General features: G+C 66.7%; 15 protein-coding genes and 1 pseudogene. 11 read left to right on the forward strand and 5 right to left on the reverse strand.

What is annotated here, in order from left to right:
• The first annotated feature begins 28 nt into the window (after nucleotides 1-28).
• Nucleotides 29-1,114, forward strand: coding sequence for a glycosyltransferase family protein (locus H8R18_RS01695; protein ID WP_223875399.1), 1,086 nt, complete (start codon nucleotides 29-31; stop codon nucleotides 1,112-1,114).
• A 60-nt stretch (nucleotides 1,115-1,174) separates the two neighbouring features.
• On the forward strand, nucleotides 1,175-2,467 hold the full coding sequence (locus H8R18_RS01700) for a nucleotide sugar dehydrogenase (protein WP_191072201.1): 1,293 nt from the start codon (nucleotides 1,175-1,177) through the stop codon (nucleotides 2,465-2,467).
• Here the strand turns inward: H8R18_RS01700 and H8R18_RS01705 are convergent.
• A complete protein-coding gene (locus H8R18_RS01705; RefSeq protein WP_191072200.1) occupies nucleotides 2,464-2,697 on the reverse strand; it encodes a hypothetical protein in 234 nt (77 codons plus the stop codon). The two genes, H8R18_RS01700 and H8R18_RS01705, sit on opposite strands and share 4 nt — an antisense overlap.
• 58 nt (nucleotides 2,698-2,755) lie before the next feature.
• Between H8R18_RS01705 and fdxA the strand changes: the two genes are divergently transcribed.
• The 3 genes from fdxA (at nucleotide 2,756) to H8R18_RS01720 (ending at nucleotide 5,722) form a co-directional block, all read left to right on the forward strand.
• On the forward strand, nucleotides 2,756-3,088 hold the full coding sequence (fdxA, locus tag H8R18_RS01710; protein ID WP_191072199.1) for a ferredoxin: 333 nt from the start codon (nucleotides 2,756-2,758) through the stop codon (nucleotides 3,086-3,088).
• A gap of 2 nt (nucleotides 3,089-3,090) precedes the next feature.
• On the forward strand, nucleotides 3,091-4,275 hold the full coding sequence (gene dapC / locus H8R18_RS01715; protein ID WP_191072198.1) for a succinyldiaminopimelate transaminase: 1,185 nt from the start codon (nucleotides 3,091-3,093) through the stop codon (nucleotides 4,273-4,275).
• Between the two features lie 94 nt (nucleotides 4,276-4,369).
• Nucleotides 4,370-5,722 (forward strand): citrate synthase, encoded by a 1,353-nt coding sequence (locus H8R18_RS01720; RefSeq protein WP_191072197.1) that lies wholly within the window; start codon nucleotides 4,370-4,372, stop codon nucleotides 5,720-5,722.
• Between the two features lie 78 nt (nucleotides 5,723-5,800).
• On the opposite strand, the gene H8R18_RS01725 is transcribed toward H8R18_RS01720, so the two are convergent.
• The 3 genes and pseudogenes from H8R18_RS01725 to H8R18_RS01735 form a co-directional block, all read right to left on the reverse strand.
• Nucleotides 5,801-6,229 carry a TM2 domain-containing protein gene (locus tag H8R18_RS01725; protein ID WP_223875358.1) on the reverse strand — a complete coding sequence of 143 codons (429 nt, stop codon included), beginning with the start codon at nucleotides 6,227-6,229 and terminating at the stop codon, nucleotides 5,801-5,803.
• Between the two features lie 87 nt (nucleotides 6,230-6,316).
• Nucleotides 6,317-7,290: pseudogene (locus tag H8R18_RS01730) on the reverse strand (DapH/DapD/GlmU-related protein).
• Nucleotides 7,291-7,352: 62 nt separating this feature from the next.
• Nucleotides 7,353-8,006, reverse strand: coding sequence for a Maf family protein (locus tag H8R18_RS01735; protein ID WP_191072194.1), 654 nt, complete (start codon nucleotides 8,004-8,006; stop codon nucleotides 7,353-7,355).
• A gap of 66 nt (nucleotides 8,007-8,072) precedes the next feature.
• Between H8R18_RS01735 and H8R18_RS01740 the strand changes: the two genes are divergently transcribed.
• The 3 genes from H8R18_RS01740 to H8R18_RS01750 are packed head-to-tail and all read left to right on the forward strand — an operon-like array spanning nucleotide 8,073 to nucleotide 11,235.
• Nucleotides 8,073-9,206, forward strand: a complete 1,134-nt coding sequence (locus tag H8R18_RS01740; protein ID WP_191072193.1) for an adenylate/guanylate cyclase domain-containing protein — start codon at nucleotides 8,073-8,075, stop codon at nucleotides 9,204-9,206.
• Between the two features lie 22 nt (nucleotides 9,207-9,228).
• Nucleotides 9,229-9,912: a response regulator transcription factor gene (locus H8R18_RS01745; protein ID WP_191072192.1), complete on the forward strand. Its 684-nt coding sequence runs from the start codon at nucleotides 9,229-9,231 to the stop codon at nucleotides 9,910-9,912.
• Between the two features lie 3 nt (nucleotides 9,913-9,915).
• Nucleotides 9,916-11,235 carry a sensor histidine kinase gene (locus tag H8R18_RS01750; RefSeq protein ID WP_191072191.1) on the forward strand — a complete coding sequence of 440 codons (1,320 nt, stop codon included), beginning with the start codon at nucleotides 9,916-9,918 and terminating at the stop codon, nucleotides 11,233-11,235.
• Here the strand turns inward: H8R18_RS01750 and H8R18_RS01755 are convergent.
• On the reverse strand, nucleotides 11,232-11,699 hold the full coding sequence (locus H8R18_RS01755) for a GtrA family protein (RefSeq protein WP_227712837.1): 468 nt from the start codon (nucleotides 11,697-11,699) through the stop codon (nucleotides 11,232-11,234). The two genes, H8R18_RS01750 and H8R18_RS01755, sit on opposite strands and share 4 nt — an antisense overlap.
• Nucleotides 11,700-11,784: 85 nt before the next feature.
• Here H8R18_RS01755 and H8R18_RS01760 point away from each other — a divergent pair, with 85 nt between their 5' ends.
• From H8R18_RS01760 to galE, 3 genes are all read left to right on the forward strand, one after another.
• Nucleotides 11,785-12,936, forward strand: coding sequence for a 5-(carboxyamino)imidazole ribonucleotide synthase (locus H8R18_RS01760; RefSeq protein WP_191072190.1), 1,152 nt, complete (start codon nucleotides 11,785-11,787; stop codon nucleotides 12,934-12,936).
• Nucleotides 12,937-12,939: 3 nt separating this feature from the next.
• Nucleotides 12,940-13,437: a 5-(carboxyamino)imidazole ribonucleotide mutase gene (gene purE / locus H8R18_RS01765; RefSeq protein ID WP_191072189.1), complete on the forward strand. Its 498-nt coding sequence runs from the start codon at nucleotides 12,940-12,942 to the stop codon at nucleotides 13,435-13,437.
• Between the two features lie 81 nt (nucleotides 13,438-13,518).
• Entirely contained in the window at nucleotides 13,519-14,505 is a 987-nt protein-coding gene (galE, locus tag H8R18_RS01770) for a UDP-glucose 4-epimerase GalE (RefSeq protein WP_191072188.1), read from the forward strand.
• The last annotated feature ends 21 nt before the right edge of the window (nucleotides 14,506-14,526 follow it).

Here is a 14,526-nt window from a genome sequence, read left to right on the forward strand (position 1 = left end):
AGTGATGAGGAGGCGGCCCGTGCGACAGATGATTTATCACGTTCCCTATCCCATTAGCGAGTCCTCGCGTGCCGCATCGGCAATTCGCCCGCGCGCCATGCGCGACGCCTTTATCGACGCGGGATATCGGGTCTACGAGGTCTCGGGTGACGCCGCACGTCGGCGCCGGCGTATCCGCGCGCTCATGCGTCGCATAGCGCTCGGCGAGACTTTTGACTTTTGTTATTCCGAGTCCTCGTCGCTGCCGACGTCGCTCACGGAATCGCGCCATTTCCCGCCGCACCCTTTCCTTGATCTCGTTTTCCTCGCCCGGTTGCGGCGGCACGGAATTCCCGTCGGGCTGTTTTATCGCGATATTTATTGGCGAGATCGCGCTTATGTCGATTCCGTCGGGCCGGTCGCGGCGGAGGGGATGCGTGCCCTGTACTACTGGGATCTCGCCTGGTACCGCGCGGGCGTCGATCGCCTCTACCTGCCGAGCCTGGCGATGGGGGAGGTCGTCCCGCTCGTGCCGCGCGAGCGCCACGCCGCGTTGCCTCCCGGTCTCAGTCCCGTCGACGTCGCCACTCCCGACGGGAATCTCCACGTGTTCTACGTCGGCGGGTTGGGCCAGCACTACCGCCTCGACCTCCTGCTCGCCGCGGTGGCTGATGTCGAGGGCGTGGAGCTGACGGTGTGCGTCCCGAGTGAACAGTGGCAGGCTCACCGAGACGACCTCGAGCCGCTGCTGACCCCGCGCGTCCACGTCGTCCACGCGAGCGGGGAGGAGCTGGAGGAGCTGTATGCGCGCGCGCACGTGTGTTCGCTCGTTGTCGAACCCTCGGCCTACCGCGACTTCGCCGTGCCGCTGAAGCTGTTTGAGTACCTCGGGCACGCCCGCCCCGTCCTCGCGACGGCCTCGACGCTGGCGGGAAACATGGTCGAGCGCGAGGACATTGGCTGGACCGTCACCTACGACGTCGAGCACCTGCGCGAGACCCTCACCTATCTTCGCGACCATCCCGACGAGCGGGCGGCGAAGTCGGCCAACGCCCGCAGAGTACGCGCCTCGCACACGTGGCAGGCGCGTGCGCACCAGGTCGCGCGGGAGTTAACGGGCTCGGCGCGCGCCTGAAGGCGCGAGCGTGCGGGTATCGTAGGGACGGATTGACTCGGCCAGTTGGGAGAGGGACACATGCGCATTGCCGTCATCGCTATGGGAAAGATCGGGCTTCCCCTTGCCGTCCAGTTCGCGGACGCGGGCCACGACGTCATCGGCGTCGACGTGAACGAAACGACGGTTGCCACCATCAATGAGGCGCGCGAGCCGTTCCCCGGCGAGGCCCACCTGGCTGACAAGCTCGCCGAGCTCGTGCCCGCGGGGCGCCTGCGGGCGACGACGGACTACGCCGAGGCCGTGCCCGGCGCCGACGCGATCGTCCTCGTCGTGCCGCTGTTCGTCAACGACGAGACCTGGCAGCCCGATTTCGGCTGGATGGACGCCGCGACCCAGTCGCTGGCCGAGCACCTCACGCCGGGCACGCTCATCTCCTACGAGACGACGCTGCCGGTGGGGACGACTCGTCACCGCTGGAAGCCGATGATCGAGTCGATCTCGGGCCTGAGCGAAGGCACGGACTTCCACCTCGTCTTTAGCCCCGAGCGCGTCCTCACCGGGCGGGTCTTCGCCGATCTGCGCCGCTACCCCAAGCTCGTGGGCGGCCTGAGCGAGGACGGCACCCGGCGCGCCATCGACTTCTACTCCCAGGTGCTCTCCTTCGACGACCGCCCGGACCTGCCGCGCCCCAACGGCGTGTGGGACATGGGTAACGCCGAGGCGGCCGAGATGGCGAAGCTGGCCGAGACGACGTATCGCGACGTCAACATCGGCCTGGCCAACCAGTTCGCCATCTACGCCGACAAGGTGGGCATCGACGTCGAGCGCGTCATCGACGCGTGCAACTCGCAGCCGTATTCCCACATTCACCGCCCGGGAATTGCCGTGGGCGGCCACTGCATCCCCGTCTATCCCCGCCTCTACCTGTCGACAGACCCGGACGCGACGATCGTGCGCACGGCGCGCCAGGCCAATATGGGGATGCCGGGATACGTCGTCGGCAAGGTGGCCGAGACCCTTGGCGACCTCGAGGGTCGGCGCGTCGTCGTCTTCGGGGCGTCGTATCGCGGCAAGGTCAAGGAGACCGCGTTCTCGGGTGTGTTTGCCACCGTCGAACAGCTGCGCGAGCGCGGCGCCGAGGTGCTCGTTCACGACCCGATGTTCAATGACGACGAGCTGCGCGGATACGGCTGGGAGCCCTACCACTGCGGGGAGCCAGCCGAGGCCGCGATCGTCCAGGCCGATCACCCGGAATACGCTACGCTGACGCCGGCTGACATCCCCGGGATCAAGCTGCTGGCCGACGGGCGGCGGGTCACCGATCCCGACCTGTGGCACGGCACACCGCGCCTTGTCATCGGCAACGCCTAGGCGATCACCGGCGGCGGAGGCACGCGTTTGCCCGTCACCATCGTCGAGGCCTCGACGCGGACCATCCCGCGACGGGTCTCGATCGTGACGTGGTCCGCAGCAACCTCGGTGAGCGTGCCGACGGCATCGTAGAGCCCGTCGGGTTCGCGACGACGAACGACGACGCGTTCGCCGACGCGCCACGCGAGCCACGGCAGGGCCACAGGAGTGTCGTCATGCGCTTTATTCATCGTCAGACCATACTAGTGAGGCAGGTACCGCCTGCCCCTACTCGAGGAAGGACTCGCCATGACCTACGTCATTGCGCAACCGTGTGTTGACGTCAAGGATCGCGCCTGCGTCGACGAATGCCCCGTCGACTGCATTTACGAGGGCCGGCGCACGCTGTACATCCACCCCGAGGAATGCGTCGACTGCGGCGCCTGCGAACCCGTGTGCCCGACCGAGGCGATCTTCTACGAGGACGACCTGCCGCAGGAGTGGTCGGATTACTACCGCGCGAACGAGGACTTTTTCACCAAGCTGGGTTCACCCGGCGGTGCCGCCCAGGTCGGCGCGCAAGACTACGACGACGACATGATCGCGAAGCTGCCGCCGCAAAACCAGGACTATCAGGGCTAGCCGTGGCGACCCGGCCGACGCAGCTGCTGCCGACGTTCCCGTGGGACACCCTCGTGCCCGCTCGCAAGCGCGCCGCGGAGCACCCCGACGGCGTCGTCGACTTGTCGATCGGCACCCCGGTTGACCCCGTTCCCGAGATTGCGCGCGACGCCTTCGTTCGCGCCAGCGACTATCCCGGATACCCCCCGACGATCGGCAGCGCCGAGGTGCGCGAGGCGATCGTCGGCTGGGCGAGGCGTCGCCGCGGCGCCAGTGCGCTCGACGCTGCGGGCGTGTTGCCGACGGTTGGGTCGAAAGAACTCGTTGCGTCGCTGCCCGCTCAGCTGGGCATCGGTGCGGGGGAGCGGGTGCTCTTCCCGCAGATGGCGTATCCGACCTACGACGTCGGTGCGCGTCTGGTCGGTGCCGAGCCCGTCGCGGTGGGTCCGGATCCCGCCGAATGGTCCGATGCATCCCTCGTTTGGCTGAATTCGCCGTCGAACCCCACCGGGCGCGTCGACGACGTCGAGGCACTGCGCCGCATCGTCGCGTGGGCGCGAGCACACCAGTGCGTCGTCGCCTCGGACGAATGCTATGCCGAGCTCGCGTGGGAGGGACGTTACGCGATCACCGAGGACGGGCTGTGCCCCAACAGCGACGCCCACGGCGTTGGCGCCCCGTCTATCCTCGACGACGCCGTGTGTGACGGGGACTATCACGGCCTGCTCATGGTGTACTCGGCCTCGAAACAGTCCAACATGGCGGGATATCGCGCGGCCTTCGTCGCCGGCGACACCCAGCTCATCGCCGATCTCGCCGAGGTGCGCAAGCACGGCGGCCTCATGATGCCTGGCCCCTCGCAGGCGGCGCTGGCGGCAGCGCTTAGTGACGATGCGCACGTGGCGATGCAACGCGAGCGCTACCGCGCTCGGCGCAACAACCTCTTGGCCGCGGCTGCTGTTGGCGGACTCGTCAATCACCCGCAGTCTCACGCCGGCCTGTACCTGTGGCTGGGGGTCGAGGACGCCTCGGTCACCAGCGCCGAACTCGTCGCGGCGTTCGCCGACCTCGGGATCGTCGTGGCTCCCTCCTCGTTCTATGGCACCGCCGAGCCCGGGCGCGTTCGCGTTGCCTTGACGGCCTCGGACGAAGACATCGCCCGCGCCGCTCAGCGGCTGACTCATTTTTCCGTTCGCCGCGCGAAGTAGCTCGACATCGAGTAATCTTTTTCCCATATCTGCTGTAAAGACGGTGACGCCGAGCGACGCCGCTCGGGTACCACGAGGAGACGAGGAGGGCTCTATGTCTGAAGCAGAAAACGCTGAGCAGGTGTGGCCGAAGGACGAGCAGGGCAACGATGTCCCCGGCGTCTTGAGCGTGAAGGGGCAGACCATCGAGTTTCCTCACGTCGCTGCGACTGACGGCGACCAGGGGATCGACGTCTCGAAACTGCGGGCGCAGACCGGGCTGGTTGCTCTTGACCCCGGCTTTACGACGACGGCGTCGTGCACGTCCGAGGTGACATTCATCGACGGTGACGCCGGCATCCTGCGTTACCGTGGCTATCCCATCGAGCAGCTGGCGCGGCACTCGACGTTCCTCGAAGTCGCCTACCTGCTCATCAAGGGCGAACTCCCCGATGCCGCCACGTTGGAGAACTGGGTCGCGCGCATCAAGCGCCACCGCCTGCTACACGAGAACTTCAAGGCGTTCTTCACGGCGTTCCCGCACCGTGGTCACCCCATGGCGATTCTCCAGGGTGGCATCGCGGGCATGGCGACCTACTACGAGGAGACGACTCAGCGCGTCCGCGATCCCGAACAGCAGGAGCTCCAGGCCGTGCACCTGCTGGCCAAGATCCCGACGATGATTAGCTACATCGCCAAGCGCTCTGCCGGCCTGCCGCTGCTCTACCCCGACTCTGACATGGGCTATGTCGAGGACTTCATCCGGATGACCTTCGGCCTGCCCTATCAGCGCTACGACATTGACCCCGTGATCGTGCGTGCCCTCGAGACGCTGCTCATCCTCCACGCCGACCACGAGCAGAACTGCTCGACGTCGACGGTGCGGCTCGTGGGCTCGGCCGAGGCCAACATGTACGCCTCGGTCGCCGCGGGCGTTGGCGCGCTGTCGGGACCGCTACATGGCGGAGCCAACGAGGCCGTGCTGCGCATGCTCACCCAGATTCGCGACTCCGACCTCACGGTTAAGGACTTCGTCGAGAAGGTGAAGAACAAGGAAGACGGGGTCAAGCTCATGGGGTTTGGTCACCGCGTCTACAAGAACTACGACCCGCGTGCCGCGCTCGTTCGCGAGACCGCGCATGAGGTGCTCGACCGGTTGGGATCAGGGTCGGACCTGTTGACGATCGCGATGGAGCTCGAAGACATTGCGCTGTCAGACGAGTACTTCATCGCCCGCAAGCTCTACCCGAACGTCGACTTCTACACCGGGCTGATTTACTCGGCCATGGGATTCCCGACGAAGATGTTCACCCCGCTGTTTGCGCTCGGGCGCCTGCCCGGGTGGATCGCCCAATACGTCGAGATGATCAACGATCCCGTCAACAAGATCGGGCGCCCACGCCAGGTTTACCAGGGCGCGACCCGGCGCGACTACGTGTCGCTGCGCCACCGCTCGGGAACGAAGTAGACGGATATACACACGAGGGCGGGGACCACGCGGTCCCCGCCCTCGTGTCATGAGCTCACCACAATGGTGAGGTTGACGTCAGCTCCGCAGCGGCCTGCCGTCCGCGTCGCGGCCCCAGGAACTCTGAGGCGAGGACGTGAGGATGAGGATGCCTTCAACGAGGCCCCAGGTCGCTGATATCGGGGCGAGCACGCCGAGCGAGAGGACAGTGATAAGAAGTTGCACGATCGCTTTGCCGGCGCGGCCGAGATAGAAATTGTGGGCACCGAGGGAGCCAAAAAGAATGCCGAGGATGCCGGCAGCGACGCGGGACTTCGCCTCGGGATAGGCGCTCGCGGGGTAGCCGGCCTGAGTCGGCTGCTCGTGGTAGGCGGACTGACCCTGTGCAGGGTACGTGCCTCCGTAGGGCGGCAGAGCCTGCTGGTCGGGAACGCCCTGGGGCGACGGTGCGCCATATGTCAGCTGCTGGGGATCAGATGGGGGGGGGAAGTCGTTGTTCGTCGACATGAGAAACCTTTCGCGAGGCGGGGTCGGGATCGAGCATACGGCATGGCCGCCCCTCACCGAAGGGGCGGCCATGAACAGGTAGATGATTCAGCCGAGGAAGGCCGCGGGGTCGAGGGTGATCTTGCTGTCCGAGCGCGGCAGCACCTCGACGCGACCCGTTTGCGAGTTGCGGCGGAACGTCACGTTGGATACCCCGGCCAAATCCTTTGCCGAGACGATGGCCGGGTCGGCAAAGTGGCCGTCCTCGCCCGGGGCAACGCCGGCGTTGGGAAGGACCGTGACCTTCGTGCCCGGGGTGACGTACAGGCCCGCCTCGACGATGCAGTCGTCGCCCAGCGGGATCCCGAGGCCGGAGTTTGCGCCCATGAGACAGCGTTCGCCCAGCGCCACCGTCGTCTGGGTGCCCGTGCCGACACCGAATGTCGAGGCGCCGCCGCCGATGTCCGAGCCCTCGCCGACCGTGACCCCGCGCGAAAGGCGACCCTCGATCATTGCGGCCCCGAGCGTGCCGGCGTTGTAGTCGACGAATGCCGACGCCGCCACCGTTGTCCCCGGCGCCAGGTAGGCGCCCAGGCGGACCTTCGTCGCCTCGCGATGCGGACGTTCGACGGGGCGACGTAGTTGACCATCGGGGGGAAGCGATCGACCGAGAGGACGTGAATGGGGTAGCCGCGATCGATGCGCAGCCGCCGGCGCGTGGCCTCAAACCCCTCGGGAGCGGCCGGCCCCTCGGTCGTCCACACGACGTTAGGCATGCGTGAGTGCAGGGACTCCAGGTTGATCGTGTTCGGCAGGACGAGGCGATGCGACAGCAGGTGAAGGCGCAGGTAGGCGTCGGCCGTCGACTGCGGCGGGGTATCCAGATCGATTGCTACCTGGACGACCGAGCGGTGGACGGCGCGCGTCGCGTCCGGTCCCTCGATCTGCGATAGCTCGGCGAGCAGGTCAGCCATGCCATCGGCCGGCTTGTCCCCGAGCACGGGTTCGGGATACCAGACGTCGAGCGTCTGGCCGTCGTCGGTTACCGTGGCGGCGAGGCCCCAGGCGGTGCGAGTGCTCATGGCTAGTTCCCCCTCGAAATAGCGGCGATGATTGTGTTGATGTCAGAATACTCGATATCGAGCTATTTCGCCGGCTGTGGCCAAAGAGAAGGCCAAAAGACCCCCATGTCGGCAGCCAGGCGCCGCGTCAGCGCGAGCGAGAGGCCAATGACGTTGTGGTAGTCGCCAACCAGATGGGTGACGTAGGGCGCGCCCAGCCCGTCGAGCGTGAACGCTCCGGCGACCTCGAGGGGTTCGCCCGTCGCCACGTAGGCGTCGATTTCATCGTCGCTGAGATCGGCAAACCTCAGTTCGGTCGTCGCCGCCGCCGAGCGCTCGTCGCCGCGCTCGTTGCCAATGAGGATGAGGGCGTGTCCCGTCACGAGGTGCGCCGTCGCGCCGCGCTGGGCCAGCCAGCGCTCGCGGGCCCGCTCGGCGGTGTGGGGCTTGCCCTGAAGCTCCTCGCCGAGGAGCAGCAGAGAGTCGGCGCCGATGATGAGGGTTGGGGTCTCGACCGGCCCCAGGTGCGCGGCGACGGTGCGTGCCTTGGCGGTCGCGAGCAGACACGTCGTCGCCTCGGCGCGTGCAAGCGGCGGCAGCGGGTCGAGGACCTCCTCGTGGGACGCGGCCAGGGCTTCTTCGTCGACGTCGGCAACGCGGATCTCGGGGTCGATACCGGCCTGGCGCAGCACCTCACGGCGCCCGCGCGAGGCCGAGGCAAGAACGATGCGGGTCATGGTGCCATGATAGAGCCATCGATAGTGACGGGCGCCACAGGGCGCGCTATAGTAGCCCGTGTGCCCATGATGGATCACCACACATCTTTGCCGGCGAACGCGACGATTCGGCGTTGCCTTGAGCGACTGAATGCCGGCGACCTCACCCTCACGCTCGCTCAGCTCGCGCGCAAGGTCGGTTGCACCGAGGCCTTTGCCGCGGAATTCTGGCTCGCCATGGGCTTTCCCACGCCCGGTCCCGATGAAGTGCGCTTTTGTCAGGCCGATGTCGAGGCGCTGCGGGTGTGGTGGCGTCTCGTCGAGGATGGGAGCCTGAGCGTCGATGCCCTCACGTCGCTGCTGCGGGCCCAATCGCACACGACCGATCGCCTCGTGTTGTGGCAGGTGGAGGCTCTCGTTGAGGAGAATATCCGTCGTTACCACCTCGACGACATCTCGGCCCGGCTCGTGACGCTGGCCCACCTCGACGACATGCTGCCCATTCTGGAGTCGCAGCTTGCCTACGCGTGGCGGCGCCAGATGGCGAACCTCATCGTCAACACGAACGCCGAGGTCGCCCTCGTCGGGCGCGAGGAAGTCGGCGAGGACGCCTATCCGCTACAGCGAACCCTGGGATTCGTCGACATGGTGGCCTATACGCTGCGCACCTCGCGGCTGTCGTCGCAGGCCCTCGCCCACCTGGTCCAACGTTTTGAGCTGACGTGTCGCGACGTGATCTCGGCGCGTGGGGGACGCGTTGTGAAGACCATCGGCGATGCCGTGTTGTGGATCTGCCACGACCTCGTGACGGGTGCCGACATCGTGTGCGACCTCATGGACGCGCTTGAGGCGCAGGAGGACATGTTGGCGGTGAGGGCTTCGCTCGTCTCGGGGCGGGTCGTCTCGCGTTTCGGTGACATCTTCGGTCCGTCGGTGAACCTCGCCTCGCGCCTGGTTGACGTCGTGCCGCGCGGCGAGATTTACACCGATGCGGCTACGGCTGCGCGGCTGGCGGCGGACGAGGCGGGGAGCCGGTTCTTGTCGGTTCCTGTCTCCAGTAAGCGGCTCAAGGGGGTCGGCGAGGTCCAGCCGTGGCGGCTCAATCGGTTGTCGCGAGTGGGTGAGAGCGAACCTGAGCCGGTCATGCACGGCCCCGAGCGCGACGAATCCGATGCGTGCGTTGAGGAAGAGAAAACTTCGCGAGGGGTGCGCCAAAGCTAAAACTTTGCCATAATAAAACGCTATGGCGACTGTTTTACTTGTTGAAGATGATCCGGCCATCGCCGAACCGTTGTCGCGCGCACTGGGGCGCGAGGGCTACGAGGTTCGCTCGCACGGCACAGGCAGGGGAGCGCTCAACGAGGCCTCTGAAGCCGACCTCATCGTCCTCGACCTCGGCCTGCCCGACATGGACGGCCTCGAGGTGGCCCGCGAGGTTCGCAAGGCGGAATTGAGCGTGCCGATCCTCATCCTCACCGCGCGCACGGACGAGGTCGACATGGTCGTCGGTCTCGACGCTGGTGCCGACGACTACGTGACGAAGCCGTTCCGCCTGGCCGAGCTGCTCGCACGCGTGCGGGCGCTGCTGCGGCGCGCCGGCTCCGACCCGTATTCCGAAGAGAACACGGAAGCCCAAGACGTGCGCATCGACGTCGGTGCCCACCGCGCCTTCCACGGCGGGCGCGAGCTACAGCTGACGGCAAAGGAATTCGATCTGTTGCGCATCCTCATGCGCGACGCGGGTTCGGTCGTGTCGCGCTCGACGATCATGACCGAGGTGTGGGGGTCAGACCCGTCGGGGTCGACGAAGACCCTCGACATGCACGTGTCGTGGCTGCGGCGCAAGCTCGGTGACGAGGCCGCTCACCCGCGCTACATCACGACGGTGCGCGGCATGGGGTTCCGCTTCGAGACCGGCCAGGGCTGATCGATGCGCCGCCGCGCGCTCGCGATGGTGCTCAAGGCGCTCGTCGCGGCGGTGGCCCTGCTGGGGCTTCCCCTAGCTGTCGTCCTGCCGACCTCCATCTGGCAGTCGCAACAGACCGCCCTCGATGACCAGGTCGCGAGCTTGGCTGGCCTCATCGGTCGACCCGACGGCGACGGGACGTTCGCCTATACGACGTTGTCCTCGTGGGCCGGCCAAGACGATAACGCGCGTACCCAGATTCGCGTGAGCGAGCGCGGGCACACGGTCTATCGTGCAGGTCCCACGATTACCGGGTGGACCCACACCGCCAGCGTGAGGACTCGGGATGGGCGCGTCTTGACCTTGACGCGGGATGCCTCGGGCACGCTCGGTTACATGGCGGGTGCCTGCGGCCTTGTCATCGTCGGGTGTGCGGTGGCGTTTGGCGTAGGGACACTTATCGCCTTGCGCGGATCGCGACGAATCGCCGCCCCGCTCATTTACCTGGCGGCTCAAGCCGAGCAGGTCGGCGCCGGCCAGGTGCAGGTGCGGCAGGCGCCGTCGGGTATCGAAGAGATTGACCTCGTCCAGGAAGAGCTGGCGCGCTCGTCGTCGCGCATGGCCGGGCGAATCGCGGCCGAACGCCAGCTGGCCTCCGACATCGCCCACCAGCTGCGTACCCCGCTGACGGCGCTGTCGATGCGCATCGAGGAGATCAGCTTTCTTAGCGACGATCCGGCGATTGGCGCCGAGGCCGAGGAGTGCTTGGGCCAGATCGATCGGCTGACTCAGGTCATGGACGATCTGAAAAACAACGCCTATCGGACCCGCTCATCGGCGCGTGCCCTTCGCCTCGATGAGGTGTTTCTTCAGCAAGAACGCGAGTGGAAGACCGAGTTCGCCGCCGTTGGGCGCGATCTCGTCTTCGTCAACGAGGCCGCCGATCGCCTGCCGGTGGCGACCTCGGGATCGCTGTCTCAGGCGCTGGCGACGCTCATTGAAAATGCCCTGCGCTACGGGGCCGGGACGGTGAGCGTGACGGCCCGGTGTGGCCAAACGTCGCGATCGCTGTTCATCGAGGTCAGCGACGAGGGCGAGGGCGTCAGCGATGAACTGGCCCCCGAGATCTTCCGCCGCGGGGTCTCCGGGCACGGGTCGACGGGCATCGGTCTGGCACTGGCGAAGGATCTCGTCGAGGCCGACGGGGGACGCCTGGAGCTGACGAGGCGGCGCCCGCCCGTATTCACGATCTCGCTCACGGCGCTGTCGGCGTCCCTTGACCCCAACCGTGTCATGCCCAAGGGTGCCGTCGTCTCGGTGGGGCGGCGCGCACGCAGAATTTAGCGCGCCGTGCCGGCGTCGGTTGGCCCGGTGAACACGACGAACTTGTAGCACAGGTAGCGAACGATGCTGCCAACAATGAGGCCGGCGACGTTACCTGAAATGTTGTCGGCAAGCGCCGAGGTCAGGCCGAGGACGTGATGGGTGAGCCACAAGAAACACAGGGCGGGCGCGGCGCCGATGACGTTGACGAGGGCGAAGTTGATGAGTTCACGCACCTTGCGATCGGTGCCGCGGCCGCGAAACGTCCACGACCGGTTGATGAACCAGCTCATCGTCGTGGCCACCGCCACCGAGATGACTTTTGCCGGCAGGGGATGGCCGGACAGAAGCGTGAACAGCAGCGCGTTAAAGAGAGCGACGTCGACGACGTAGTTCAGGCCGCCGACGAGGCAAAACTTGACGACCTCCTCGACCCACGCAGCGCGCGCGATACGTGAGATGCGCAGGTGCAGCTTGTCGAGCACGGATGCCGCTCTTTCGTCGGGGATGGTGCCCGCCCATCCTAAGGCGTGGCAACGCCGGCGGCGGCGCGGACGCTAGGCTGGAGGTGTGAGTGCACCGATTGTTGCCGTGGTTGGAGGCGGGCAACTGGCCCGCATGATGCAAGAATCCGCGAATGCCCTGGGCATTCACCTGCGTGCCCTCGTGGAGGCGGCCGACGGCTCCAGCGCGCAGGTCATCCCCGACCACCGTGTCGGGCACCCCGACGACGATACCGCGATGGACGAGTTGGTGGCGGGCGCCGACGTGCTGACGTTCGAGCACGAGCACATTCCCGACGCGCAGCTGGCCCGCCTGGCGTCCCGTTTGCCGATCGAGCCGAAGGCCGGCGCTCTCCACTTCGCCCAAGACAAGATCGCCATGCGGCAGCGCTTGAGCGCCGCGGGGATCGCGTGTCCGGAGTGGACGACGTGCCGCACCCGCGAGGAGTTGACCGAGATCGGGCAGCGGTGGGGTTGGCCCGTCGTCGTCAAGTGGGCGCGCGGGGGCTACGACGGTCACGGCGTCGCGGTCGTCACCGATCCGGCGGACATCGCGTCGTGGTTCGATGACCTGGCCGAGGGCGATGCCCTGCTCGTCGAGGAGCACGTGCCCTTTACCCGCGAAGTCGCCGCGCTGTTGGCGCGCTCGCGCTCGGGTGAGTGCGTCGCGTGGCCGCTCACTCAGACGATTCAACGCGATGGCATCTGCCACGTCGCGATGGCGCCGGCCCCCGGCCTCGACCCCGCGCTTGCCCGCGAGGCCACCGACATCGGGTACCGCGTGGCGGCAGAACTCGACGTGACCGGCGTGCTTGCCGTCGAAATGTTCGTCGTCGAGGGGGACAGCCCGCGCGTCGTCGTCAACGAATTGGCCATGCGCCCGCACAATTCCGGCCATTGGACGATCGAAGGGTCGCTGACAAGCCAGTTCGAGAACCACCTGCGCGCCGTCCTCGACCTGCCGCTCGGCGACACGCGAATGGTTGCTCCGGCCGCGTGCATGGTCAACGTCCTGGGGTCTGCGCGTGCGGAACCGCGCGACGCCTATGCCGCGGTTATGGCGCGCGAGCCGGGGGCAAAGATCCACTACTACGGCAAGGGCGTGCGCCCGGGGCGCAAACTTGGGCATGTGACGATGATCGGGGACGACATCGCCGATATTCGCCGTCGCGCCGAAGCGTGTGCGCGAGCCATCGAGGCCGACGAGAAGGGGAACTAACACATGAGTGCAACGGTTGCGATTGTCATGGGATCGGATTCCGACTGGCCAACGATGAAGGCGGCTGCCGACATCCTCGATGAGCTCGGCGTCACCTACGACGCCCAGGTCGTCAGCGCCCATCGCATGCCCGAGGACATGATCGCCTTCGGGCGCACCGCCGCGGACGCCGGCTACCGCGTCATCATCGCGGGGGCCGGTGGCGCCGCTCACCTGCCGGGAATGCTCGCCTCGGTCACGCCGCTGCCGGTCATCGGGGTGCCCGTCGCGCTCAGCTACCTCGATGGCATGGATTCACTGTTGTCGATCGTCCAGATGCCGGCGGGTGTGCCCGTCGCCACCGTCTCGATCGGCGGGGCAAAGAACGCCGGCCTGCTGGCCGCGCGCATCCTCGGCGCTGCCGATGACAGCCTGCGTGAGGCAATGACGCGCTACCAGGAGCAGCTGCGCGACGTCGCCATCGCCAAGGGAGAGGCGCTGCGCGAGCGCGTCGACGGGTGAGCGGGAACGCCGATACCGCGTGAGGGGGCGTTATAAACTTCTTGCGGGGATACCCTTTGCGTCGGATATATCGGAGGAATCATGTCCATTCTTGTGGCCGGAGGTGCCGGATATATCGGCGCCCACGTGGTGAGGCTGTTGCAGGAGCGCGGTGAGCGCGTCATCGTCGTTGACGACCTGTCCTACGGCAGTGCCGAGCGAATCGGAGATGCCCGACTGGTCGAGGTCGACATCGCCTCCTCGTCGGCGCGCCGGCTCCTGCTGAACACGATGATCGACGAAGACGTCACCGCCGTCATTCACTTTGCCGCACGCAAGCAGGTGGGTGAGTCGGTGGAAAAGCCGATGTGGTACTACCAGCAAAACATCGGTGGTCTGGCAAACATGCTCTCGGCGATGCGCGACGCCGGGGTGCGCACGATGATCTTCTCGTCCTCGGCTGCCGTTTACGGGATGCCTCCCGTTGAGGTCGTTCCCGAGGACATTGACAAGCACCCGATCAACCCCTACGGCGAGACCAAGCTCATCGGCGAGTGGATGATGGCCGATTGTGAGCGGGCGTGGGGCCTGAAGTGGATCGGGCTGCGCTACTTTAACGTCGCCGGGGCCAGCTCGGACGATCTGGGTGACCCGGCCTGCCTCAACCTCATTCCCATGGTGCTCGAGAAGCTCTCGCAGGGTCAGTCGCCCAAGATCTTTGGCACCGACTACGACACGCCCGATGGGACGTGTATTCGCGACTACATCCATGTCGGCGACCTTGCCGAGGCCCACCTCGCGGCGCTCGACTACCTGGGCGGCGACGGCCAGGCGAGTCATCACGTCTTCAACGTCGGCACGGGAACGGGTACGTCCGTTCGCGAAATCGTCGACGGACTGCGCGAGGTCACGGGGATCGACTTTACCGCCGAGGAAGTCGACCGCCGTGCCGGCGACCCGCCGAAGCTCATTGGTGACGCCAGCCGCATCACTTCGGAACTGGGGTGGACGGCCCGCTACGGCGTGCGCGAGATCCTGGAATCGGCGTGGTCGGCCTGGCAGGCTGGGCCGAACCGCATCGAGAAGTAACAGCTGAGACTCCGGGGCCCG

Origin of the sequence: Nanchangia anserum, assembly GCF_015240065.1 — a bacterium.
Taxonomy (GTDB): Bacteria; Actinomycetota; Actinomycetes; order Actinomycetales; family Actinomycetaceae; genus Nanchangia; species Nanchangia anserum.